Genomic DNA, 25203 nt, shown 5'->3' on the forward strand with positions numbered 1-25203 from the left:
GTTATGCTGCATACAAAGCTCCGCTCATGACGATAACGGCCAATACCAAAATACCAGTCCACAAAATACTGACATTCAAAACGAGTCGCCAGGCACTTTGTATATCTTGCGCTGTTGCGTTTCGCCCCATGCCTAATGGTGGACGCACTTCATCGATCCCATCGTAACGGGCACTGCCACCTAAAGCCAGACCCAACGCGCCAGCACCAGACGACATTACTGGTCCCGCATTCGGACTAGGCCAACCAGGTGCCTGAGTACGCCAACAATGTAAAGCCAGCCGTGTTTGCCCCAGTAAAGCATAACTAAGTGCTGTCAGTCGCGCCGGTATCCAGTTCATGACATCGTCGATGCGTGCAGCAACACAACCAAAACGTAAGAAACGTTGATTCCGATAACCCCACATCGCATCCAATGTGTTTGACGCACGATACAAAACGGCACCTGCACCACCAAGCAAGACAAACCAGAACAAGGTTCCAAACACGGCGTCGCAACCATTTTCCAACACTGACTCAACACTGGCTTTGGCGAGATATTCTTCATCCGCATGTGCGGTATCGCGACTGACGATATACGATGTCAAACGGCGGGCAGTGTCCAGATCGCCATGTTGCAAAGCGGACTGTATCGGCAAATTATGGTCACGCAAGCTGCGCAAGCCGACACAAAAATACAGCAGTAGCACATTCAATAAAGGGGCGAGCCACAAGCTAAAGCGGGCGGCAAGTATCAGCACTACTTGCGTACAACACACTAAAGGCAATACCGTCAGACACCACGCCAACGCACCTTTCCAACGACTTGCTTCTGGATGATTTAACCTACGCTCAATGAAATTCGCCATGTTGCCAAAACCGACCAAAGGATGCCAGCGACGGACTTCTCCAATCGACATGTCCAGCGCCAATCCCAGCACGACACAGCAAGCGATAACAGTCGCACTCATCATCAGCATGTCTGGCCTTTCAAATATAAAGGCAAGCCAGCAGCGACCCACACCGCCTGCTCACAGATTGTTGCAACGGCTTGATTTAAGCGCCCGGCCTCATCAACAAACCATCTCGAAATCGCTCCCATAGGAACGATGCCCATGCCAACTTCATTCGATACCAGTATCACGTCGCCCTTGGCTTGCGCGAGCGCATAGAGCAATGCCCGTCTTTGCTGCGTGAACGTTGCTGGTGGCGTGATGATGCCGATCTCCGGAAACTCTGTCGCTTCAGCAAACAGACAATTCGATAACCAGACGGTCAGGCAATCGATCAGCACTACGGTATCCGGCTGGCTGTACTGTTCAATGACGGCACCCAGCTCAAGTTTTTGCTCTACCGTTGTCCAACGCGAGGGGCGTTGGCTTTGGTGATGAGCTATCCGCGCCAGCATCTCCGGATCGCTCGATGCACTTGCCGTAGCAACATAAATCACTCGTTTTTCAGGCTCACTCCATTGTTGCGCAATACGCTCTGCAAAACTGCTTTTACCTGATCGAGCGCCACCAAAGACCAGCATACGTTTCATGATTGCACCGGTAAAAACAAATCTGCAGTTGAAGACAGATTTGACGGGAAATACGCATGAAAATACGACGCACGACAACTTCCAGATTGATAAATTGCCTCACCTGCAGCGCCATCGCGCTGCTTCGTCGTTTGCCCGATGGGTTGCAAATGTGTTTCAAAGCGCGAGTAGTGAAAAGTGTGCCCCCGCAACTCTGCAGGCTCGCCAGACTCATCAGAATGCGTCCACTTTTGCCCACCCAAGGCGGCCAATCGTTTTTGCATATGCACGGTTCCAGCCAACAAGCCAGCCATGGGCCAGGCTTGCTCGTTCTGATCAACCAGACCTTCGGTGATCGACATCATGCCACCGCATTCTGCCCAGATCGGCATTCCAGATGCATGTGCGGCTCGAATCGATGCCAGCCAAACGTTTGCCTGGGTTAATGTCTGCGCATGCAATTCAGGATAACCGCCAGGCAAATACACCGCATCGGCTGAAGCGGGTATTGCTTGATTGGCGAGCGGTGAAAAAAAGACTAACTTTGCGCCTAAATCACGCAAGCATTGCAAATTCGCTGGATATAAAAAAGCGAACGCCGCATCACGTGCAATCGCAATTGTTTTACCTTGTAGCGGTGTTGAAGATGATTGGACGTCGCGATCAGATTCGGCATCGAGTTCAAAGCGGGTTTCAGGCAAAGCATCCCATGCCTCCATATCCAGCGTGAGTTGCGCTGCGAGTTGATCTAAGATGGCGTCTATTTGCTGCACTTCTTGTGGTAGTACCAGCCCAAGATGCCGCTCAGGCAAGGCTTTTTCCTGACGTGCGAGACTGCCAAGTAGAGGGATATCGCGCATCGCTTCTGCCACCATTTGTGCATGTCCTGGCGAAGCAATCCTGTTCGCCATCACCCCCGCCAGATTGACCGGGCCAAAGTCGCGTAAGCCTAACGCCAGCGCACCCACGGTTTGCGCCATGGCTGACGCATCCAATACGGCTAATACGGGCACGCCAAATGCGCGCGCCAGATCAGCCGATGAAGGATTGCCATCGTACAAACCCATCACGCCTTCAATCAAAATCACATCCGCATGTTGTGCCGCTTGCGCCAACATCATTTGCGATGCGGCATGCCCGACCATCCACAAATCAAGTGAAAAAACAGGTGACCCACAAGCGCGTTCCAGCATCATGGGATCAATAAAATCAGGTCCCGTTTTAAATACACGAACCGTTTTTCCGAGTTGTACTAATTTTCTTGCAAGGGCTGCGGTAGTCGTGGTTTTTCCTTGTCCAGAAGCGATGGCCGAGACCAGCACCACTTTTGCTGATACGCCTACCATTCAACGCCTGCCTGAGCAATGATGCCATCTTTGAATGCGTGCTTGACCACCTGCATTTCTGTCACGGTATCGGCAATTGCAATCAGTTCTGGCAAAGCACCACGTCCAGTCACAACCACGTGCTGCATTTCTGGTCGGGCATCTAAATCTGCAATGACCGTATTGATATCCAGGTAGTGATATTTGAGCGCAATATTGAGCTCGTCGAAAACGACTAAACCTATGCTTGGATCATTTAAAAATTTTTTACCTTGTTCCCAGGCAAGCGTTGCTTTTTCTATGTCACGTTCACGGTTTTGCGTTTCCCAGGTATAGCCTTCACCCATTGCATGAAATTGCACTTCATCCGGAAAACGGCGTAAGAAAATTTCTTCACCGGTCGACATTGCCCCTTTAATAAACTGCACCACACCGACTTTCATTCCATGTCCCAAAGCACGCATGACCATGCCGAAAGCACTGGAGCTCTTGCCTTTGCCGTTGCCGGTATGAATCAGCAGTACGCCGGTTGCCCGTTGCGCCTGATCGATTTTTTCATCCATCAATGCTTTCTTGCGTTGCATACGACGTTGATGGCGGGTATTGATATTATCGATCTCTGCGGCTGAGGTGACGTCCTGATGACCAACGTTGATGTCTGGTGAATTTAAATTGCTCATGATAACTTTCATTAATCGCGGGGCAAAAACAAGGTCTGACCGTGATGGGTAAAACGTTCTATTGGATGTCCAAGGCACAGACTAAGCTGGTCGGCATTAAGTATGTTGTCAGCAGGACCAGCGACCCAACTGCCGTCCCCCATCAACAGCAAAGCATGGGTCGCGATCCGGTAAGCCAGATTTAAATCATGGCTGACCATGACGACTGACTTATTTTGCTCACGACATAATGTTGAAAACAACTGCATCACACTCACCTGATGAGCGAGGTCAAGCGCGTTCGCCGGTTCATCTAGTAGCATCAACTTCGCATCCTGCGCCAGCAAAGCGGCGATAGCAACGCGCTGACGTTCACCACCCGACAAGCTGCGCACGTCGCGTTGCGCGAGTTCTTCCACATCCAGATCGCGCAATGCTTGCATAGCGATTTCCAAATCTGAATTCGATTCCCAATACTGGGTGCCTTGATATGGATGGCGCGAACTCAAGACCGTATCAATGGCGGTATAGGCAAACGCATCGACTCGGCTTTGCGGCAAAAAAGCACGCTCACGCGCCAACGCCAGCAAAGGCCATGCAGGCAAAGGTTTATCGTTTAAAAAAATTTGTCCGCCATCGGCTTCACGCAAGCCAGCTAAGGTACGCAAAAGCGTGCTTTTACCCGCACCATTACGACCAATGATGCACCAGCATTCACCGGCTTTCACTTGCCAGCTTAATTTATCGACTAATTGCCGCTGACCAGCCTTCAGACTCAGGTAACGGGTTTCCATTAGCGCCTCCGCAATTGATGTAATTGCAGCAGGAACATCGGTACACCGATCATCGCCGTGATCACGCCCACAGGTAACTGCTGCGGTGCGACGACGGTGCGGGCAATCGTATCAGCCAACACCAAAAAGCTCCCTCCCGCCAAGGTCGCACTAGGAATCAACAAACGATGATCAGGGCCTAAAGCAAAGCGGCAGGCATGCGGCATAATTAAACCAACAAAACCAATGCTGCCCGCAGTACTCACTGCACTTGCCGTCAGCAAAGCCGAGCACAAAAATAATAACTGGCGTAAGCGACCGATATTCACGCCCAGCGTCGTGGCGTTGTCCGCATGCATCGCTGCCACATTGATGCCACGCGCATTACGCATCGCAAATATCAATATCAACACGCCAACGATCCAGGGCATAGAGCTGCCCTGCGTGTTTGACAAATCACCGATCATCCAAAACACCATGCCGCGCAAACGGCTGTCTGGTGCAACTGACAGCATGAGCGTAATCAAGGCACCACAACCAGACGCCACAATCACCCCCGTCAGCAATAAAATAGGCGCACTGCCGTCGCTGCTACCAGTGCCGCGCAAATCACGGTATGCCAATGCAAACAATAACAAGGCAACAGCGATCGCGCCGGCAAACGCTGCTAAATCGACCATCCAGAATGCGCCATAAAATAAAATCATCGCCAAAGCGCCAACCGACGCACCACCAGAAATCCCAAGCACATACGGATCAGCGAGCGGATTACGCAATAATGCTTGCATCATGACGCCAGAGAGCGCCAATGTGGCACCAGTAATAAAGCCACTCAAAGCACGCCCGAGTCGTAGTTCCAGCAAACTGGCGGCAAGTGAGGATGGCTCTCCGTGTATCAGCTCCATCATGGCATGCCACAATTCGCTCAGACTCAAACTCACCGAGCCGGTCAGGCAGGCAATGACAATGCTGGAAACAGAGACGAAAATTAAAAGAGGAATAATCAGACTGGCGCGCTTCGCAGCCAAGAGCAAAGGCTGGTGCGGAACCTGACGAAAAGAAAAAAGAGACATTTTTGTCATGCCTGAACCATAAAAATGGGAAAGCAAAAGAAACGAAAATCTTTGCAGACAGCTTCGTTACTCTGACTTATAAATTGGCTGAACGCTGACATTCAAACTCGGCGTTCAAACTATGCATCAAAATTTGGCTTCCAAGTTCGTTCGAGGTCACCGAATTTTCGTTAAAACATCTGGTACTACTTTGCAATTCCCACTTCGCAAAAACCACCCCAGCGAGTAATACTAATTTTGCCGGGATGGTTTTTCGACTGTCCTGAATTATTTAAAACCGTAGTTCAGGCCGACATACACATTCGAACCCGGTGTGTTATAACCATAGGCCAGTGCATAGTCTTTGTTTAACACGTTATTCCAACGTGCTACCGCAGACAGATCTTTGTTCAACGCATAGGTGCCATACAAATTCATCAGGCTATAACCGCTCAACGTACGCGTGTTAGTGACGTTATCAAAACGATCGCCAGAGAAAATTGTTTCTACGCCGAGTTTCGCTTGTGCCAAAGTATATTCGGCAGAAAAGCTCGCATGCTGCTTAGCGCGACGTGCCAGACGTTTGCCTGTTGTGTCATCAACCGGATTCTGGAAATCTAAAGCACCGCGCAATGCCAGGTCGCCGAGACGGGTATTGGCGCCCAAAGTCAAACCAGACATGGTTGCTTTGTCGACGTTATAAGCACACCCGTATAGATGCGTAGATTGTTGAACTGGGCAAACATTGGTACTGACCAATAAATTAGTCGCTTTGTTTTGATAGTACACGGCACTCAACTGATTTACGCCCTGCTCGTAATACACACCAATTTCTGCATTTTTTGCTTTTTCCGGCTGGTTACTCGCAATACCATAGCCTGGATAGTAAAGTTCATTGAAAGTCGGAGCACGGAAGCTTGTGCCGTAGCTGGCATTGACGCGCCAGTCTGGCGTCAAACGATAGCCATAAGCAAGGCTGCCAGTCGTATTTGAACCGTACACAGAGCTATTATCATTACGAATGCTAACACTAGCTAAATGGGCGTCTAACTTCCATACGTAAGAAGCTGCAACTGAATTAGTCGTGCGTTTCTGGTTCAATTCTGCAGTAGTACCTCTGACTTTTTCTTGACGACTTTCTGCGATCACTTGTAATACGTCTTTACCAAGGCGAATATCATTTTGTAAGCTGAACAGATTCTGATGCGTATCGATCTGACTTTGACCATATGAAGCATCGGTATAGCCGAGCGTATTCGACTGAGCAACTTGCAGATTAGCCGTCCAGACGTCATTGACCTTTGCTTTGCCATATACAGCAATGGTTTGCAACTGTTCAACGGAGTGGTCATCATACGATGAACCTGCGTCAAACTGCGCGTTCAGTCGGCTTTGCATGAACTTCACACCAGTTTCATATCCTGGCGCCAATTGCCAGTTGAAATTACCACTTGCGCTATCAAGTTTATAGCCATCCTTGTCCGCGTTATAGCTATATTTTCCGGCATTCGGATTGGTCGCAGAAAAACCAATATTGTTTTCATGACCGACGTTCAACGCATAATTGAATTCATTGCCGGATGAGCCAGAAACACCCGCCTGCATTTTACGCAAACCATAACTACCGGCACCAACAGAAGCTGTCAATGCTGCAGGGCCATTGCCTTTTTTAGTAAAAATCTGAATCACGCCGCCCATTGCATCAGCACCATACAAACTCGAGAGTGGTCCGTAGACGATTTCAATGTGGTCGATCTGTCCAAGTGGAATGGTTTCCCAGCTAGCACCGCCGAGTGTGGATGAGCTGTACCGTACACCGTCAATCAAGACCACGTTTTGCGCATTGCTGCCACCGCGCATTAACACAGAAGAAGTCGTGCCAGCGCCACCATTACGGGTAATTTCAATACCACGTTGTTGTTGCAGCAAATCAACCAAAGATTCGGAACCTGCGTTTGCAATTTGCTCAGAAGTGATAACGACATTGTCTGCCAACACATCTTTGGCGGCCTGAACCTGACGGCCAGCGGTTACAACGACATTTTGTGCAGTATTGGAGACAGATTGCGCAGAGGCATTTGCCGAAAAAGCGGCAGCCACAGCCAAAGAAATGGCAAGAGGTTTTAAAACTAGATTCATGATATAGATAATAAATAGAGCACGCAGCCAACGTCCCCGCAGGCTGCATAGAACAAAATAATCGCAGAACAAAGATCGTCGGGTGCTTACGCTACCCAAACTTAGTCAGACGCCTGGCGTCAGCTAACGACGAAACTCCCCGTTCGTATTACTTCACGTATTCTGGCCGGTATCCGGGCTGACAAATATCACCACCTGACCTTCCCATGCAAATAGCACAGTGGTATTGGAAGATGGCTGGCTGAGCATTAAGCTCAGCAATTTGTTCACCGTTGCGGGGGCAGCACATTCACGTTAAGTCTTATTTGAAATCAACATAGCGATGCGATACAGCGACAAAGCCTGATTGATTTGATACAGAAATAACATCATGTTTCCCGTTTAACCGCAGACATGGACATGTCCGCGAGCACCAAAACCCCGCCATTCTATAGATGGATGGCGATGCGGGCAAGGTGATATGGTGGAGGCAGAGGTGTAGCCACACAAATAGCAGGAAAATGTTATCTATTCGACAGTGGCTTTTTGATTTGCCTTTGATACCCAGGCGTTGATGAGTTCTTGGTGCAAATCAGATAATCCGTCTAAGGCAATACCGACCCGGTAATGATCGTCGGTTAATACGATGTGTTTGATCTCGCATTGACAACTGACACGGATAATTTCACTGCGAATTTCTATGGAGGGAATTTCTATCATTGCGTGATAGGTTTGATTGCGCATTAGTCTTTGGGGGCAATCGAGCAGCAGCCCTGTTTTAGAAATATTGACGGCTCTACAAAACATCAAGCTACCGTCCTTGAGCTTGATGCCGGTACGCCAGGTAACATTGATTCTTGGGGCTCTTCTTAGCTCTATCATTCGCTTAACGCTTAGCACGCGGTATCAGTACTCAGGACTCATGACTCAGTCAAACCATGGAACGCACAAAAAATTACGCCACAGAAAGTTAAGCATGCGGGTCAAATTGCACAAGCAATATACAAAAAAACAATATTAGTACTACATCAGTATTTCTAGTTCAGTGCAAGAACCAAATTCAATATTTACATGCAATTTTGCTACCCGTTGTGCTAAATCGACAGAAGTATTTCCCCGCTGCCAAGTACTCAGAATTTTAATGATTCCGCTATGACAAATTACGACAGCTTGTTCTACGGCATGCTGTTGCAGGTCAGAAATGAATGCAATGACGCGGGTCGTCATTTGCATTACATTTTCGCCTTCACCGGGAGCATAGTGAACAGTATCCGACGCCCATGCATCGATTTGCCAGCGAGGAATTTGTTCCCATGTTTGCATCTCCCACGCACCAAAGTTCAACTCCATAAGACGGGCATCAACGATGGGATGAGAGTGAAGTTGTTGCGCCAGTTTCAAGCAACGCGACAGTGGGCTGGTGTACACAGGAACACTATCAGACCAACGACAAAGAAAAGTCGGCACCAGCTCAGCAATATCACTCTCTTTGACTGGAACATCGCTCTGACCGTAGCAAATTCCAGGCGCGATGTCTGGCTTAGTATGCCGGATCAGATACAGACGCATGTTTAGCCAGGAGCGTGCGCCAGTAAGCCGAGGTAGAAAACAACTTCGGTTACTTGTTGAACAGCGCCCAGACAATCGCCAGTATATCCACCGATGCGCTTAACAAATGTTCTCGCCAGAAAAAACGCGGCCAATGGCATCAATATCAAAGCAGGAAGCAATCGCTCAAGTATGACTGGCTGCCACAACAGAATCGCTCCGAGCGGCAAAATCACGCTCAGACAAGCGACACCAAATTCATTCGAACTCATATGCTGAGCTAAGGGCTTGGCCTTGCCCTCTAGCTTGGCATAATCCAGCAACCAAATCAGGCTGCAAGAAACCAAACGCGATAAAGGATGTGCAATTAATAAAGCGGGCACAACCAGTACTGTCGGCAAACTCACCAACAAGGCAAATTTCAACAAGAGCATCAGGCAGATACCGATCGCTCCATAAGCACCGACGCGAGAATCCTTCATAATCTCCAACACGCGCTCTGGTGTTATGCCACCACCGAAGCCGTCGCATACATCGGCAAATCCATCCTCATGAAATGCGCCCGTCAGTAAAATCCCCGCCCCCATAGAAAGCACGACAGCGATCGCCGCAGGCCACCATTGCAAAGCAGCGATATACACCGCAGCAACCACACTACCGACCACCCATCCAACAGCAGGAAAATACCTCGACGCCTGATGCAACCATGACGCATCAAAACCCACCCATTGCGGAATAGGAATACGTGTAAAAAACTGCATCGCGATGAAGAACAGACGCAATTGATGCAAACAGTGATGGCGCAGACTAGCTATCATAATAGTGACTTAGCCCGCACTTTTTTCGCTAACTTGGGCGGAACCAAATGTCGCCATTTGATTCAGGAAATTGACCGCTGCCTGGAGCATAGGATAAACCAAAGCAGCACCAGTTCCCTCGCCCAGACGTAAATCCAGTTGTAACACAGGTTTTGCGCCTAATGCTTGCAGCATACGCGCGTGTCCACTCTCATCGGATTTATGAGAAAAGACGCAGTAATCCAAGATCGCCGGTTCCATTTTTGCTGCCACCAACAAGGCACTGGTTACAATAAATCCATCGATCAGCAAAACCATGCGGCGTTCGGCTGCAGCCAGCATCGCACCTACCATGGTCGCAATTTCAAAACCGCCAAAACATGCAAGCACATCTAGCGGTTCAGTCACCTTTGCATGCAAGGCCACTGCAGCCTCGATGACTTTTTGCTTGTGCAAGATACCAGCACTATTTAAACCGGTACCGGCACCAACACAATCGGCAACGGCGACGCCGCTTAATTTATGCATCAGCGCTGCCGCAGCGGTCGTATTGCCAATACCCATCTCACCAAAACCGAGCACATTACCGCTCAAACGAGCGACCAGATCGCGGCCGTTTTGCAAAGCCATCTGACATTGTGCCGAAGTCATTGCAGGTTCTTGTGCAAAATTACAGGTACCGTTCGCAACCTTGCAATTGTGCAAAAATTCACGTGCTCCAAAATCATGATTGACGCCAGCATCAACAATCTGCAGATCAATACCATTCTGTTTAGCGAACACATTAATCGCCGCCCCGCCCGCCAGAAAATTTTCTACCATCTGCCACGTGACATCCTGCGGATACGCCGATACGCCCTCAGCAACGACACCATGGTCACCAGCAAAAATCATGATGCCTGGGGCATGTAAGTTGGGTGTAGTTGTTTGCTGAATCAAGCCTATTTGCGCTGCCAATTCTTCCAAACGACCCAGGCTACCCAAGGGCTTGGTTTTGTTATTAATTGCGGCAGCCAATGCTGCTTCGAGATCGGTATTTTTTGTGCTGCGTAAGCTTGCCATCATGTCAGTGATCAGTAGTAAAAACGATTAAATAAAATAACAGACCAGGTCGCCACCGCGATAATTAATGTGAGCAGCACGGCTGCACTACCAAAATCCTTGGCGTTTTTTGATAAAGAGTGGCGCTCTAAAGAAACGCGATCAACCACGGCCTCAATCGCTGAGTTAAGCAACTCCACTACCAATATCAGCAGCAGCACCGCGATCATCATTAATTTTTCAAATGAAGAAACTGGTAACGCCAATGCAGCAACGATCCCGATCACGACCAATACTAATTCCTGGCGAAACGCATGTTCGTTTTTCCATGCGGATTTAAAACCATCGATAGAGTAAAAAAACGCTGAGAAAATGCGTTTGAAACCACTCTTACTTTTAAATTCGCTCACAGCTTGTTCTTTGACTGGCATACATCTTCCTTCGACAGAATTCTATAAGGCATACATGAAATCATTGTGCTTCGTTACGCTACCCAATCGGGAGACCCTGACACAACAAGACATTCCAATAGCTCGACATCTCTTGCAAGCGCTGAGTAATCACCAACTGAGCACCAACTGAGCACCAACTAATCACCAACTGAGCACCAGCTGAGCACCAACTGAGGTGCACTGATCTCGCCGCGGAATTTTACATGACAAAGCTGCGCATTCCCGCGCGATCTTGCGCTAATTTTTCAGTGTTACTCACGATCAATAGAAAATTTGAAAGATCGTCAAAATAGCAAAAGAAGTGCCTGCAATAAAAATGTTGCACCGCAGCTAAGTCAAGTGAACAATTTATTTAAAAATTCGCAAATTTACATCATTTCTTTCTTTATCTTAGCTGTGTATAGGGTTTTACAACGCGAATCAATGACGAACTTTTCACATTATGGTATAACAATCCTATTGCATTGCATCACAGATCTTATGAAAATCGACGCTACAGCTACTGATAAAACTTCTATTCAGGTCATAGAACGCATGGTTTCATTACTTGATGCGCTATCGCGCTATCAAGACCCGGTTAGTCTCAAAGAGCTCGCCATCGTGACAGGCCTCCATCCATCAACTGCACACCGCATCCTGAATGATCTGGTCACTACCCGCTTTGTGGATCGTGCCGAGACAGGCTATTACCAACTGGGCATGCGTTTATTGGAGCTGGGTAATATCGTCAAAAGCCGCCTGAACGTGCGTGAAGCTGCCGTCGATTTTATGCGTGCTTTGCATAAGCAAACGAATCAAACCATCAATTTGTCCGTGCGCCAGGGCGATGAGATCGTGTACATCGACCGCGCCTATTCTGAACGTTCCGGTATGCAGGTCGTACGAGCCATTGGTGGTCGTGCCCCGCTGCATCTCACTTCTACTGGTAAATTATTTTTATCGCTCGATGAACCGAAAGCGATCCGCGCGTACGCAACCCGCACCGGATTAGCTGGTCATAACAAAAACTCCATTACTGATCTGGCGAAGCTGGAAAAAGAATTGGCAGACGTACGTAGCAATGGCTACGCCAGAGATAACGAAGAACTCGAACTCGGTGTACGCTGCATGGCAGCAGGCATACGCGACGATAGCGGCAAGATGATCGCAGGTTTATCGATTTCCGCACCTGCTGATCGTTTGCAAGAAGACTGGCTCAGCAATCTGACCGACACCGCCGAACAGATTTCGGCCGCACTTGGTTATCGTATTTAAGAATACATGCAGATTTCCCTGACGGGGTTACTCTGCCTATCAACCTGGTTTGGCGCTGATGCACCAACCAGCTCCCGCCTGCGCGGGAGTGACGAACTTAAGTACTATGATTGCTTCGCATTTCACGGCATTGCACGGGTTTGCAAACAAGTTGGAACAAATAGAATTTAAAACTACTTCGCTCTCGCCCCATATTTAATGGAAACCAGTTTGCCACTTTCAAAGCGCAAAGTCGTCATAAATTGCCCGGCACCCGGGTTATAAGTCCATTCATCGACAGCTTCGCATGGAACAACGCTGACATTTGCATTGTTTGCAGCAGGCGCTTTGTCAGCAGGTTTGCAAAATGCGTCCTTAAAAACTGGTTCACCGCACTTTTGCGAGACAGTAGATTTAGTTTCACCAATTCTCACCAAGTCATTTTGACAGCGAAACGTGTCACTCGATGCTGCCATACAAGCAGGTGCATTGATTAGTGCGAGCATTCCGGCAACGGCAAGCAAATAATTAAATTTCATGGAATTCCTTTTGGAATCAACTTTATCGCCAATTTTATCGATCAACTACACTTTAGAACCAAAACGCTCAAAGCGCGGCAGGTAATAATGGTCGCCATTTAATGAAAACATCAGGCGCTTGACTTGCCCGGTGATCAATTCGCGCTTTACCAATCCGATATAACGTGAATCTTTGCTGTTATCGCGATTGTCACCAAGCATCATATACTGACCTTCCGGCACTTTCACTGGAGCGAAAGTACGCAGAGCAAAACGCTCGGGCATGACAATAATGTGATGGTCAAGACTACCGAGGCGTTCTTTGTAGACGCGCTGCTCTCCCGCGAACTCACGTTGTGGGGTAAGGTGATCGGCATTGGCAACAGAAATAGGTTCGTAATTGGCTGCCTGACCATTGATGTATAAATGCTCATCGCGCATTTCAACCACATCACCAGGTATCGCAACCAAACGTTTAACCAGACGCGTACCATCTTCAGGCGAACTAAAAGTGACAACATCGCCGCGTTGAGGGTCATCCAGATGCTTTACGATCACATCCGTAAATGGCAACTTAAAATCGTAAGCGATGCGGTCACAAATCACGCGATCACCTTCCAATAAGGTCGGATACATGGAACTTGATGGCACAGAATAATAATCAGCGACAGCACTTCTGACCAACACCATGCCGAGCATGAACACTAAAAAACCTTTGTTATCGGCAACTACTTTTTTAATATTCATCGTAAAGTCTCCTGTATAACTTAATGTAAGAAAATCCGCTGATTCACTGAGCGCAAAGAATCATCAATGCCACGAACTCGTTTGAGGGTGAGTTTTGGACAAAAAAATACCCCGAAAGTTCGGGGTATTTTTAAGCTTGCAAAAATAAGACTTATTTTGCGCTCATCAATGCCACTGTCGTGTCGAGCATACGGTTAGAGAAGCCCCACTCGTTGTCGTACCAGCTGGAAACTTTCACCAGACGACCATTTACTTTAGTTAATGTTTCGTCGTAAGTAGAAGATGCTGGGTTGTGGTTGAAGTCAACCGATACCAACGGTGCTGTGTTGTAATCCAGAATACCTTTCAACGCGCCTTCGGATGCCTCTTTCAGGACTTTGTTGATTTCTTCAACGGTTGTGTCGCGTTTAGCGATGAAAGTCAGATCAACAACAGAAACGTTGATGGTTGGAACGCGCATTGCGTAACCATCCAGTTTGCCGTTCAATTCTGGCAATACCAGGCCAACTGCTGCAGCTGCACCAGTTTTAGTTGGGATCATGCTCATGGTCGCAGAACGCGCACGACGCAAATCTTCATGCATCACGTCAGTCAATACCTGATCGTTCGTGTATGCGTGGATCGTTGTCATCAAACCGCTTTCGATACCGATCGCGTCGTTCAATGGTTTTGCCAAAGGCGCTAAGCAGTTTGTTGTGCATGAAGCGTTAGAGATCACTGTGTCTGTGGATTTCAGAACACCGTGGTTCACGCCGTACACCACTGTTGCGTCGACATCTTTACCGCCTGGAGCGGAGATGATGACTTTCTTAGCGCCGCCAGCCAAATGGGCAGATGCTTTTTCTTTTGTCGTGAAGAAGCCTGTGCATTCCAGAACAACGTCAACATTCAATTCACCCCAAGGGATATTCGCTGGGTTACGTTCTGCAAACACTTTGATTTTATCGCCGTTGACGATCATTGTGTCGCCTTCAACACTGACTGTGCCAGGGAACTTGCCGTGCGCTGTGTCGTAGCGTGTCAGGTGGGCATTGGATTCAGCATTGCCGAGGTCATTGATAGCAACGATCTGGATTTCGTTTTTGAATTTGCCACCTTCGTAGTGAGCGCGAAGGATGTTGCGGCCGATACGGCCATAGCCGTTAATTGCGACGCGAATCGTCATGGTTTTATCTCCAAAGGACTATACAACAATAAATAAATAAACAACAAAATAAACTGTTAAGACTTCCAGGACTACCGCCGGTCTCACTCATACGCTGAGTAGCTTTCCGCCGATAAATCCGCGCTATTTCACACTATTTCACGCTATTTCTCATTCTTCTGACGCAGTTACCGCGATTCTCTCAGTAAACAGAAGACGATGTTGGCATGGCATTCACGGAAGCCATTAACACGGACAAATCGCGCCAGCCGTAACCAACTTCTTTCAGATCCATGCCATCCCAGCTAAACGCTTGTTCATGCAACAAAACGCCGCCCAACTCTTCATAGAAATTTCTGGCAATTGCGTTACCAGAAATCACCCACACTAATAAACTTTCCGCGCCTTGTGCCTGCAAAGTGCGCGCCACCTTTTGCACCATACGACGACCTATGCCGGAACGTTGCCAAGCGGGACGTAAATAAATTGCCGTCAATTCCGCTTGCATACCGAACTTCGCATCCGGTAACAACATGCCGGATGCGAAACCGATGATGTGTCCTTCGCTTTCCGCAACGTAGACACAAACGCGGTCACCCGCCACAGGCAAGGCTTGCAGAATTTGTTTCCAATGCAAGAAGCTGTCTTCCACGCGCATTTGGTCCAGATAAGTATCCGGAATCATGTCGCGATACGTGGTTTGCCAGGCTTCAACACGTACCGCTGCGATGGCTTCTGCGTCCGCTACAGTAGCACGACGCAGACTGACTTCTTTGATACTGCTCATCATTTCTGTCATCTTGCTTAAGCCAGTGTTGCTTTAACTTTAGCGACAACGTTGTCTACTGTGAAGCCGAAAAGCTTAAACAAAACGCCAGCAGGTGCGGATTCACCGAAAGTATCGATACCGACCACCGCGCCTTCCAAACCGACATATTTGTACCAGAAGTCAGTCACACCAGCTTCGATAGCAATACGTGGCAAGCCTTTGCCCAATACCGCTGCTTTGTATGCAGCATCCTGACGGTCAAATACGTCTGTCGATGGCATAGAAACTACGCGCACGGCGATACCTTGCTCAGCCAGCGCTGCTGCGGATTTCACCGCCAATTCGATTTCGGAACCAGTGGCAATCAACACTGCTTTTGCATCAGGGGCGTCTTGCAATACATAGCCACCACGTTGGATGTCCGCGATTTGTTGCGCGCTACGTTCTTGATAAGGCAAATTCTGACGTGAGAAAATCAATGTGGATGGGCCGTCATTGCGTTTCACTGCATGCGCCCATGCCGCCGCTGATTCAACGGTGTCACATGGACGCCAGTTGTCCAGGTTAGGGATCAAACGCATGCTGGAGATATGCTCAACAGATTGATGCGTAGGACCATCTTCACCCAGACCAATAGAGTCATGCGTGAACACGAACAGCGTGCGAATTTTCATCAACGCAGCCATGCGGATCGCATTGCGGCTGTAATCAGAGAAGGTCAGGAAGGTTGCGCCAAACGGGATATAACCGCCGTGCAAAGCGATACCATTCATCATCGCGCTCATACCAAATTCACGCACACCATAGTTGATGTGGTTACCAGCCTGGTTTCCGCGCACGGCAACACATTCTTTCCAGTTGGTCAGGTTAGAACCTGTCAAATCAGCAGAGCCGCCGAGGAATTCTGGCAACGATGGTGCAAATGCCTGAATCGCGTTTTGGCTGGCTTTACGTGTTGCGATGTTTTCTTTTTTCTCTACGCAGGATGCGATGGCGTTTGCCACCACCTCATCAAAATTAGCAGGCAAGTCGCCGTTCATACGACGGGTCAGTTCAGCCGCTTTTTGTGGAAATTGTGCGGTGTAGGCTGCAAATTGTGCATTCCAGTCACCTTCAGCTTGCGCGCCTGATGCTTTGGCATCCCATGCTGCGTAGACGTCTGCTGGCATTTCAAATGGTGCGTAGTCCCAACCGATATGAGCACGTACAGCGGCAACTTCTTTGTCACCCAATGCTGCGCCGTGGACGTTATGAGTGCCTTCCATGTTCGGTGAACCTTTACCAATCACTGTTTTGCAGCAGATCAGGGTTGGTTTGTCCGATGTTTTAGCGGCGGCAATGGCGGCGTCAACGGCAACGGCATTATGACCATCTACTGCACGGATCACGTTCCAGCCGTAGGCTTCGAAACGTTTTGGTGTATCGTCAGTGAACCAGCCTTCGACGTGACCGTCGATAGAGATGCCATTGTCATCCCAGAAAGCAATCAGTTTATTCAGTTGCAAAGTACCTGCCAAAGAGCAGGCTTCATGGGAAATACCTTCCATCAGGCAACCATCACCCATGAACACATAGGTGTGGTGATCAACGATGTTCATGCCAGCTTGGTTGAATTCAGCTGCCAGCAGTTTTTCTGCCAAGGCCATACCCACCGCATTAGTGATACCTTGTCCCAACGGGCCAGTGGTTGTTTCCACGCCTGGTGTCACGTGAACTTCTGGGTGACCCGCAGTTTTGGAATGCAATTGACGGAAATCACGGATTTCATCCATCGACAAGTCGTAGCCTGTCAAATGCAATAATGAGTAATGCAACATCGAACCATGACCATTCGACAACACAAAACGATCGCGATTAATCCATTTTGGATTGGATGGATTGTGGCGATAGTGGCCTTTCCACAATGCAACAGCGATATCAGCCATGCCCATAGGCGCTCCCGGATGACCGGAATTGGCTTTTTGTACTGCGTCCATAGACAAAGCGCGAATCGCATTTGCCATTTTAGAAAGAGTTGCTGGCTGTATAGTTGAAATCATGGCGGTAGAAGATAGTTTGAGAAGACTGGTGTAATGGTCAGTGTTGCCCGAGGGCACAATCAAGTTCAGACCCTGCAAAGTCGGATATTTTACCAGAGCACAAGGTCACTTAATACAGATATCCCATTTCTAAGCACCAGATTGGCGACTCACATCAGGCTGATCGAGAAAAATAGTATAAATAAATACACTTAATTTGGCTGAAATCAAGCCCCCGTAAACGTTGAAAACCGCCGCATCAGCAAGGCGACCTATATAATTCGCTCCGTAACTATTACTTTTTTCAAAAATAATCATGCCTCGCTTTTATTGCAATCAAGCACTCACACTCGGCACCACCATCAGCCTACCGTCTGAAGTGGCCCATCACGTTTTTGTCTTACGCTTGCAAATTGGCGACACGGTACAAGTGTTTAATGGTGAAGGCGGCAGCTTTATTGCCAGCCTGACTGAAATCGAGAAAAAACGAGCAAGCGCCGAATTAAAGCTATTTTTACCCGATGAAGTGGAATTACCCTACTCCTTAAGCCTGGCGCAAGCCTTGCCAGAAGGCAGCAAAATGGATTGGATTATAGAAAAAGCGGTAGAACTTGGCGTGACTGCCATTCAACCCCTGGCATCCCAACGCTGCGTCGTTCGCCTATCCGCAGAACGCGCAGAAAAGAAATTAGACCACTGGCGCGGCATCATCAGCGCCGCCGCCGAACAATGCGGCCGCAACCGCCTCGCTCATTTGGCAGCGCCTTTAGATTTGAGCAAATGGCTCGCACAACAAGACATGCACCAGCGAATTATGCTCTCACCACGCGCAGATCAATCGTTGGCAGATTGGGCCAAACACCACCCACCGCAAGCTGTAGCCCTGCTCATTGGCCCTGAAGGCGGCCTCAGTGACGACGAAGAATTACTCGCCAGCCGCCATGGCGTATTGTCGCTCTCCATGGGACCAAGAATTTTGCGAACAGAAACAGCGGGATTGGCAGCCGTCGCCATGATTAATGCCGCATGGGGCGGCATGTAAAATTTTTATAGGGCGGGCGTAGCGAGTTTCGACGCTTTCCCGTTTTACGTGATGCACAAATTGTGCCGACACGCATTGACGGCACCCGCAGGGCACAGTCTTAGCGTCCCCTTCAGCGCCGCCTTCTTTGGCTTACCTTTCTTGGCGAAGCAAAGAAAAGTAAGTGGCCGCCGGGCCACACCCGGCTTGGCCCTACAAAGTGCGATCATTTTAGATATTTTTACATATTAAAAGTGACGCATTAGGGACGATATTAGTAGAGCCCTGGATCGCAGTATCTATAAATTTCCCAAAACTTTTACACCATTTCCGCTAACGCATCCTTCATCGCATGAATCGCCGAACGCATTTCTTGTGTCCCGATCGCACCGATGCAGCCAACCCGGAACGTCTCAGCCTGCGTTAATTTACCCGGATACAACACAAAACCTTTGCTACGCACAGTCTCATAGAACGTTTTGAAATCATATTTCGCATTCGCCGGTGCATGCACAGTCACGATGATCGGTGCCTGAATTTCTGGTTTTAAAAAAGATTGCAATCCCAACTCTTCCAGACCTGCCATCAACGTTTGATAGTTATTGGTATAACGCTGCAATCGCGCAGCTTGACCACCTTCGGCTTCGAACTGATTCAACGCAGTATGTAATGCCACCAAAATGTGCGTCGGTGGAGTAAAGCGCCATTGCGTCGTTTTTTCCATATACACCCATTGATCGTACAGATCGAGTGACAGGGATGTGGAATGGCCAGCACATTTTTCTAAAACGGATTTTCTGACAAGTACAAAACCCATACCCGGTGGGCCTTCAATACATTTTCCACTTGCAGCAATGACCGCATCAAATTGGATTTTTTTCGCGTCTATTTCTAATGCACCAAAGGAGCTCATAGCATCAAGAATCAAACCCTTACCGTGGCGCGCGACAACGTCAGCGATTTCTTCCAGCGGATTCAGAATACCGGTACTTGTTTCGCAATGGATCAAACCCACGTGCGTGATAGAGCTGTCAGCCGCAAGCAAACGTTCGACATCCTCTGCGGTCGTCGGCACGTCTTCTGGAGTTTCAAAAACACTGACGCGGCGTCCCATCATTTCGGTCAGACGCGCCATGCGCTTACCATACGCACCATTGATCAGGACCAGCACATGTCCGTCACGAGGCACCAATGTGTTGATTGCTGCTTCAACAGAAAACGTGCCACTGCCTTGCATAGGAACGCAAACATGAGTTTCTTCACCATGAATAATTTTTAATAATTGCTGTCTGACTTTTGCAGTCACGGCATTGAAAGCGGCATCCCATGATCCCCAGTCACGCAACATGGCACTTTTGGTTTGCAATGACGTGGTCAAAGGCCCTGGTGTTAATAAAACTGGATCGCGACTGACTAAACTCATTTTCATTCTCCTAACTATGCAATTTCTGTTTTCAAAATATTTTTAACATTTCTTGTTAATGCTTATTCAGTCCGCCATGCTTGCGTTTTCTTCAGAAGAACACGGGTCAGCAACGCATATAACAAGCACACCACCACGGAGGTCAACACAATCAAGGTTGCCATCGCCGCTGCCGGTCCAACATCGCCAGCCTCTTCCAGGTCAAGAATAGCGACCGATGCCAGTGTCGTATCGGGTGAATACAAAAACACCACCGCTGATACAGTCGTCATCGCATTCACGAAGAAGTAACGTGCAATATCCAGAATCGCTGGCAAACATACCGGCACCGTTACGCGGAAAAAAGTTTTGTACAGCGGTACTTTTAACGATGCCGACACCGCCTCAAATTCATTATCAATCGACTTCAACGCTGTGACTGCCGTCAAATGACTAGACGTGTAGTAATGGATGATCGTCGAAATTACCAATATGGTCATCGTGTGATACAGTATATTTAAGGGGTTCTGCGGATGATTAAAAAAGAAGATATAACCAAGACCCAACACCAGACCCGGCACGCCCATAGGCAACACTGCAAGCAGACGGATCGCAGAACGCAGGCCTTCAGCGCCCTTGGTTTTTTCCGCAATGTAAGCTGAGATAAATACCGTCGCCACACCACCCACAGCTGCTAAGCCTGCCATCTTTAAACTATTAAAATAGGCTTCTAAGATGCCGCCTTCCACCAAACCATATTTATAATGATCCAAACTCATCGTCAGGTTATAAGGCCACAGTTTGATGAAGGAGCTATAAACCGCCATGCCCAATACAGCCACCAGATAAACCGCAATCACGCTGCAATACAAAAACATTAATGTATCGAACAGTGGACGCTTTTTTGGCACAAAGGCTTTTGCGCGCACTGACATGTGCGCTTGTAATTTTTTGCGTATTCTTAAATCAATCGCAAACGCAAATAAGGCTGGCGTCAATAACAACAAACTAACTACCGCGCTTTTATTAAAATCTTGCTGCCCAATTGCCAACTGATAGACGTCGATCGCCAGTACATTGAAGTTACCGCCAATTACTTTAGGCACACCGAAATCATTAAAGGTGTAGGTAAACACCACCAGTGCTGCACTGATCAAGCCATATTTAGCACCAGGTAAAGTAATCGTAACAAATCGACGCCAGCGGCGGGTTCCCAAGGACGACGCAACTTCATACAAACGTCCATCGACCAGACTCAACGCCGTCAATAAGATCATCAAAGCATGCGGGAAAACGCCATAAAATTCACTGAGCACAATACCAAATGGACCGTAGATAGAAATCCCTCCTAACCAGTCTTTCAAAATACCTTGATTGCCAAACCACTGTATCAATGAAATACCAGCTAATAAAGATGGTGCCAAGATCGGAATTAAGGCGATCGTGCGAAACATTGATTTACCGGGCATACGACTGCGAGTTAAACCGTAGGCGAACATAAACGCAGCAGGAATCACCAACAATGTGACGGTGGTCGCAACAAACAAGGTATGTAGCACCGACGAACGCAAGGATTTATTCGCAAAATACGTCGTAAATTGCTGCAAGCCAACGAAAGCACCTTCTTTATCCTGAAAGCTTTTGAGCAGAATAATGGCGACCGGAAACAATAAGAATATAACCAAGCCGCCGCAAATCAACAGCAACAGAATCTGCACCCATCTGTCGGTTGGCTGAACGTGAGCACGCATCGCCTCAGTCGCTTTCGCATGATGTTGATTGGTAACTGGCAAAGGCAAACTTCCTGATCGACTCATGCGGCCTCCGCATCGATGGTGCTCGCCTCTTTTGTCACGGAAAATATTCTCGCTTTGGCAGGCACCAATTCAAGAATGACCTTAGTACCGGCTTTTAAGTCATTTTGATGCACATCGCTCAAAGGTATGGCAGCAGTGACCGATTGTTTATCCAGACCCTCCACCTCAATACAGGCGTGGCAATATGCACCTAGAAATTCCATTTTCGTGATCGTGCCACGTGGCCGTGCGGCACTTGAGGGCTGGCTTGGTTGATCGCGATGAACAACGATATCTTCTGGTCGCAAGTACACTTTAACAGTTTGACCAGCAACAAATTTATCACCCCATACCGGATAGTCAAATTCTAAAATGCCAATGCGGAAACGCCCCGCCCCCAAGGCGGTAGCGCGCAAGACATTCACTTTACCCACAAAGGACGCAACAAACGGTGTGCGTGGTTGCAAATAAATCTGTTCTGGCGTGCCAATTTGCTCGATCACGCCGTGATTCATAACAACGATGCGATCTGCCATAGTCAAGGCTTCTTCCTGATCATGCGTCACCATAATCGTTGTCACACCAAGACGCTGCTGTAATTGACGAATTTCTGTGCGCAAACGAACACGTTCCAACGCATCCAGCGCAGACAACGGTTCATCCAACAACAATAAACCGGGCGACATCGCTAACGCACGTGCCAGCGCAATACGTTGCTGCTGACCACCCGACAATTGCCCAGGATATTTATCACCACTATCTGGCAAGCCTGCCAATTGCAATAATTCTGTCACGCGGGCTTTAATTACCGACGAAGATTGACGGCGGTTGACCAGACCATAGGCAATATTTTCAGCAATGCTCAAATTAGGAAACAGCGCATAGGATTGAAACACAATGCCGTAATCACGTTTTACTGGTTTAACAAAGGAAATATCTTTCCCTTTTTGAATAATCTGCCCCTGATTTTGTGTTTCCAAACCGGCAATAATACGGAGCAAGGTTGTCTTTCCACATCCAGATGGGCCAAGAAAGCAAACGAATTCGCCCTCAGCGATATGAAGATTGATGTCGTTCAGAGCATTGAAATGACCGAATGATTTGGAAATACCTTTGAGTACCAGATAATCAGCGCTGTGTTCCATGAATTTTTTTCTTTGTTTTTGATGCCTTGGCATCAGCTGCGATGAAATTACTACCGGACTTTGCCTTAGAAGAAAAATCCGGTATCAAACAAAAGCGATGAATGTCTCAGAAAATACAGCAGATCTTCGACATTCATTCATTTAAAACTGGTATTAAGGCTTAGGCTCTGCCTTGCTGTTATAACGGTTGTTCCACTCGGTCAAAATACGTTCACGGTTTTTTGCTGCCCAGTTGAAGTCATTTTTCACCAGCAATTTTTCGTAACCGTCAGGAATACCTTCCAATTTTTTCGCCAGACCTGGGTAAGCAACAATTGCCCACCAATTAGTACTAATTTGATTGGATTCTTTGCTTGCCATCCAGTCCGCCAGCTTTTGCGCTGCATCCAGGTTTTTAGTGCTCTTCATGATGCCGGTTGCTTCGATATCCCAGCCCAAGCCTTCTTTAGGAAAAATCATTTCAATCGGGGCACCACTACGCATGACTTGATGCGCACGGAATTCAAAGGAAATACCAATTGGGAATTCGCCAGAACCAGCTTGTTTGCATGGCTTAGAACCAGAATGCGTGTACTGTGCAATGTTTGCATGCAAGCCATCCATGTATTTCCAACCGGCTGTTTCACCCATGTTTTGCAGCCATGCACTCACGTCCAGATAGCCAGTGCCACTGGATGCTGGATGCGGCATACTGATTTTGCCTTTGTAGATAGGATTGAGCAGATCTTTCCAGCTCTCTGGCTTTGGCAGGTTTTGTTTTTTAGCTTCTACTGTGTTGAAACAAATTGCCGCGCCCCATACGTCCATACCAACCCATGATGGTGGTTGCGCGCTGTCAGAGTAAGCTGCCGTCAATTCTTTGAAGCCTTTTGGTTGATACGCTGTCAGCATACCCTCTTGTTTCAACAGCACAAGGCTCGTTGCCGCCAGACCCAACACGACGTCTGCTTGCGGATTATTTTTTTCCGCCAGCAGTTTGGAAGTCACTACACCGGTGGAATCACGTACCCAGCGAATTTCAATATTTGGGTAGGCTTTTTCGAATCCGTCTTTATATAACTTCATCGCATCGGTTTCGATAGCGGTATAGACCAACAAAGTTGTTTTGTTGTCTGCATGCACTGCACCAGACATCAACATAGATCCTGCAACCAGCGTAGCAGAACACATTTTCAAAAAAAGCTTACGTGAAGGGTTCATCGCGATTCTCTTTCCTGTCATATAAAAAATTATTGGTTATCTTTGCAAACCAGAAATTGGGTCACCAGACACCACGTTTTCGTGCGCTCTCAACTCGTTTTTAATGCAACAACAACGGACGAATAGTAGGTTTGATTTATGACAGGATCATTACATTGTAGATTGTATTTTGTATTTTGTTGACAATCCAATGATCCTTGATTTAAAGTGCGAATATCGATAAAAACAGTCATAGACGTCATGCAAAAAACCACAAAACCTACCGCACTCATACAACAAGCCTCACTGTCTACTCTGGCGCAAATCGAAATTGAGCGCATGATACTGGCGGGTGAAATCAGTGCCGGCACCAAACTCAATGAAGCATCGCTGGCAGAAATGCTGGGCGTTTCACGCGGCCCGGTACGCGAAGCATTTCGCTCATTAGAAGAAACAGGCTTGGTCAGACAAGAAAAAAATTGTGGCGTTTATGTACGACAAATTTCTATCGAAGAAGCCGATGATATTTACGAAATTCGCGAAGCACTGGATGAATTAGTCGGCCGTAAATTAGCCAAGACCATTACCGTTGTGCAACTCAAAGAATTACGCAGCATGGTCGACAAGATGGAAAAATTGGCTGAAAAGAAAAATGTCTCGTCCTACTCTTTACTGAATCTGGAATTCCATGATGTGCTTGTGAAGATGACTGGCAACGAGAAATTACTGACCACCTATCGTCGCCTGGTCAAAGAATTAAATCTCTATCGCAGAAATTCTTTGGAACAACAAGGTACCTTGCCAATTTCTATCCACGAACACAGAGAAATCGTTGACTTAATTGCCGCCGGCAATGCCGACGCTGCTGGCAACATGATGCGCCAGCACGTGATCGATAGTCGTCAACGTATGCATAAATCACATCAAGCTATCAATGTCGTGAATTAAGAAGAACGCGACGCTCAA

General features: G+C 47.9%; 25 protein-coding genes and 1 riboswitch. Of the genes, 3 read left to right on the forward strand and 22 right to left on the reverse strand.

Going from position 1 to position 25203, the window contains the following annotated elements; all coding sequences use genetic code 11:
- Position 1 precedes the first annotated feature (1 nt).
- From cbiB to ACO0KY_RS10205, 12 genes are all read right to left on the reverse strand, one after another.
- Complete coding sequence (gene cbiB / locus ACO0KY_RS10150) at positions 2 to 958, reverse strand: adenosylcobinamide-phosphate synthase CbiB (RefSeq protein WP_423045735.1); 957 nt, start codon at positions 956 to 958, stop codon at positions 2 to 4.
- Positions 952 to 1521, reverse strand: a complete 570-nt coding sequence (cobU, locus tag ACO0KY_RS10155) for a bifunctional adenosylcobinamide kinase/adenosylcobinamide-phosphate guanylyltransferase (RefSeq protein ID WP_423045737.1) — start codon at positions 1519 to 1521, stop codon at positions 952 to 954. The genes cbiB and cobU overlap by 7 nt, the downstream gene beginning before the upstream one ends.
- On the reverse strand, positions 1518 to 2846 hold the full coding sequence (locus ACO0KY_RS10160; protein ID WP_423045739.1) for a cobyrinate a,c-diamide synthase: 1329 nt from the start codon (positions 2844 to 2846) through the stop codon (positions 1518 to 1520). The genes cobU and ACO0KY_RS10160 overlap by 4 nt, the downstream gene beginning before the upstream one ends.
- Positions 2840 to 3505 carry a cob(I)yrinic acid a,c-diamide adenosyltransferase gene (cobO, locus tag ACO0KY_RS10165; RefSeq protein ID WP_423045741.1) on the reverse strand — a complete coding sequence of 222 codons (666 nt, stop codon included), beginning with the start codon at positions 3503 to 3505 and terminating at the stop codon, positions 2840 to 2842. The genes ACO0KY_RS10160 and cobO overlap by 7 nt, the downstream gene beginning before the upstream one ends.
- Positions 3506 to 3516: 11 nt before the next feature.
- Positions 3517 to 4278, reverse strand: a complete 762-nt coding sequence (locus tag ACO0KY_RS10170) for an ABC transporter ATP-binding protein (RefSeq protein ID WP_423045743.1) — start codon at positions 4276 to 4278, stop codon at positions 3517 to 3519.
- Positions 4278 to 5330, reverse strand: coding sequence for a FecCD family ABC transporter permease (locus ACO0KY_RS10175; RefSeq protein WP_423045912.1), 1053 nt, complete (start codon positions 5328 to 5330; stop codon positions 4278 to 4280). Before ACO0KY_RS10175 ends, ACO0KY_RS10170 begins: the two co-directional genes overlap by 1 nt.
- A gap of 267 nt (positions 5331 to 5597) precedes the next feature.
- On the reverse strand, positions 5598 to 7448 hold the full coding sequence (locus tag ACO0KY_RS10180) for a TonB-dependent receptor domain-containing protein (RefSeq protein ID WP_423045745.1): 1851 nt from the start codon (positions 7446 to 7448) through the stop codon (positions 5598 to 5600).
- Between the two features lie 147 nt (positions 7449 to 7595).
- Positions 7596 to 7880: riboswitch (cobalamin riboswitch) on the reverse strand.
- Positions 7881 to 7955: 75 nt separating this feature from the next.
- On the reverse strand, positions 7956 to 8309 hold the full coding sequence (locus ACO0KY_RS10185; RefSeq protein WP_423045747.1) for a PilZ domain-containing protein: 354 nt from the start codon (positions 8307 to 8309) through the stop codon (positions 7956 to 7958).
- A gap of 141 nt (positions 8310 to 8450) precedes the next feature.
- Positions 8451 to 8996, reverse strand: a complete 546-nt coding sequence (locus ACO0KY_RS10190; protein WP_423045749.1) for a histidine phosphatase family protein — start codon at positions 8994 to 8996, stop codon at positions 8451 to 8453.
- A 2-nt stretch (positions 8997 to 8998) separates the two neighbouring features.
- Positions 8999 to 9793: an adenosylcobinamide-GDP ribazoletransferase gene (locus tag ACO0KY_RS10195; RefSeq protein ID WP_423045751.1), complete on the reverse strand. Its 795-nt coding sequence runs from the start codon at positions 9791 to 9793 to the stop codon at positions 8999 to 9001.
- A 9-nt stretch (positions 9794 to 9802) separates the two neighbouring features.
- The gene (gene cobT / locus ACO0KY_RS10200; RefSeq protein WP_423045753.1) at positions 9803 to 10834 is read right to left on the reverse strand and encodes a nicotinate-nucleotide--dimethylbenzimidazole phosphoribosyltransferase; all 1032 of its coding nucleotides are present in this window, start codon (positions 10832 to 10834) and stop codon (positions 9803 to 9805) included.
- Between the two features lie 11 nt (positions 10835 to 10845).
- Entirely contained in the window at positions 10846 to 11244 is a 399-nt protein-coding gene (locus tag ACO0KY_RS10205; RefSeq protein ID WP_186911801.1) for a diacylglycerol kinase, read from the reverse strand.
- Positions 11245 to 11745: 501 nt separating this feature from the next.
- Between ACO0KY_RS10205 and ACO0KY_RS10210 the strand changes: the two genes are divergently transcribed.
- Positions 11746 to 12519 carry an IclR family transcriptional regulator gene (locus ACO0KY_RS10210; protein WP_423045755.1) on the forward strand — a complete coding sequence of 258 codons (774 nt, stop codon included), beginning with the start codon at positions 11746 to 11748 and terminating at the stop codon, positions 12517 to 12519.
- A gap of 173 nt (positions 12520 to 12692) precedes the next feature.
- Here ACO0KY_RS10210 and ACO0KY_RS10215 read toward each other — a convergent pair whose 3' ends face one another.
- The 6 genes from ACO0KY_RS10215 to ACO0KY_RS10240 form a co-directional block, all read right to left on the reverse strand.
- Positions 12693 to 13037, reverse strand: a complete 345-nt coding sequence (locus ACO0KY_RS10215; RefSeq protein WP_423045757.1) for a DUF2845 domain-containing protein — start codon at positions 13035 to 13037, stop codon at positions 12693 to 12695.
- A 45-nt stretch (positions 13038 to 13082) separates the two neighbouring features.
- Entirely contained in the window at positions 13083 to 13763 is a 681-nt protein-coding gene (lepB, locus tag ACO0KY_RS10220) for a signal peptidase I (protein ID WP_423045759.1), read from the reverse strand.
- A 151-nt stretch (positions 13764 to 13914) separates the two neighbouring features.
- Positions 13915 to 14928 (reverse strand): type I glyceraldehyde-3-phosphate dehydrogenase, encoded by a 1014-nt coding sequence (gene gap, locus ACO0KY_RS10225; protein WP_186911797.1) that lies wholly within the window; start codon positions 14926 to 14928, stop codon positions 13915 to 13917.
- Positions 14929 to 15109: 181 nt separating this feature from the next.
- Entirely contained in the window at positions 15110 to 15694 is a 585-nt protein-coding gene (locus ACO0KY_RS10230) for a GNAT family N-acetyltransferase (RefSeq protein ID WP_423045761.1), read from the reverse strand.
- A gap of 17 nt (positions 15695 to 15711) precedes the next feature.
- The gene (gene tkt / locus ACO0KY_RS10235) at positions 15712 to 17772 is read right to left on the reverse strand and encodes a transketolase (protein WP_423045914.1); all 2061 of its coding nucleotides are present in this window, start codon (positions 17770 to 17772) and stop codon (positions 15712 to 15714) included.
- A gap of 72 nt (positions 17773 to 17844) precedes the next feature.
- Positions 17845 to 18012: a hypothetical protein gene (locus ACO0KY_RS10240; protein WP_423045763.1), complete on the reverse strand. Its 168-nt coding sequence runs from the start codon at positions 18010 to 18012 to the stop codon at positions 17845 to 17847.
- On the opposite strand from ACO0KY_RS10240, the gene ACO0KY_RS10245 reads away from it, so the two are divergent.
- The gene (locus ACO0KY_RS10245; protein WP_423045765.1) at positions 18011 to 18736 is read left to right on the forward strand and encodes a 16S rRNA (uracil(1498)-N(3))-methyltransferase; all 726 of its coding nucleotides are present in this window, start codon (positions 18011 to 18013) and stop codon (positions 18734 to 18736) included. The two genes, ACO0KY_RS10240 and ACO0KY_RS10245, sit on opposite strands and share 2 nt — an antisense overlap.
- A gap of 298 nt (positions 18737 to 19034) precedes the next feature.
- Here ACO0KY_RS10245 and ACO0KY_RS10250 read toward each other — a convergent pair whose 3' ends face one another.
- From ACO0KY_RS10250 to ACO0KY_RS10265, 4 genes are all read right to left on the reverse strand, one after another.
- Entirely contained in the window at positions 19035 to 20138 is a 1104-nt protein-coding gene (locus tag ACO0KY_RS10250; protein WP_423045767.1) for a 2-aminoethylphosphonate--pyruvate transaminase, read from the reverse strand.
- A 62-nt stretch (positions 20139 to 20200) separates the two neighbouring features.
- On the reverse strand, positions 20201 to 21934 hold the full coding sequence (locus tag ACO0KY_RS10255) for a putative 2-aminoethylphosphonate ABC transporter permease subunit (protein WP_423045769.1): 1734 nt from the start codon (positions 21932 to 21934) through the stop codon (positions 20201 to 20203).
- The gene (locus tag ACO0KY_RS10260; RefSeq protein ID WP_423045771.1) at positions 21931 to 23058 is read right to left on the reverse strand and encodes a putative 2-aminoethylphosphonate ABC transporter ATP-binding protein; all 1128 of its coding nucleotides are present in this window, start codon (positions 23056 to 23058) and stop codon (positions 21931 to 21933) included. The genes ACO0KY_RS10255 and ACO0KY_RS10260 overlap by 4 nt, the downstream gene beginning before the upstream one ends.
- Positions 23059 to 23211: 153 nt before the next feature.
- Entirely contained in the window at positions 23212 to 24258 is a 1047-nt protein-coding gene (locus ACO0KY_RS10265; protein ID WP_423045773.1) for a putative 2-aminoethylphosphonate ABC transporter substrate-binding protein, read from the reverse strand.
- Positions 24259 to 24498: 240 nt separating this feature from the next.
- On the opposite strand from ACO0KY_RS10265, the gene ACO0KY_RS10270 reads away from it, so the two are divergent.
- On the forward strand, positions 24499 to 25185 hold the full coding sequence (locus ACO0KY_RS10270) for a phosphonate utilization associated transcriptional regulator (protein WP_423045775.1): 687 nt from the start codon (positions 24499 to 24501) through the stop codon (positions 25183 to 25185).
- The last annotated feature ends 18 nt before the right edge of the window (positions 25186 to 25203 follow it).

Origin of the sequence: Undibacterium sp. Dicai25W (genome assembly GCF_049340505.1) — a bacterium.
Lineage (GTDB): Bacteria > Pseudomonadota > Gammaproteobacteria > Burkholderiales > Burkholderiaceae_D > Undibacterium > Undibacterium jejuense.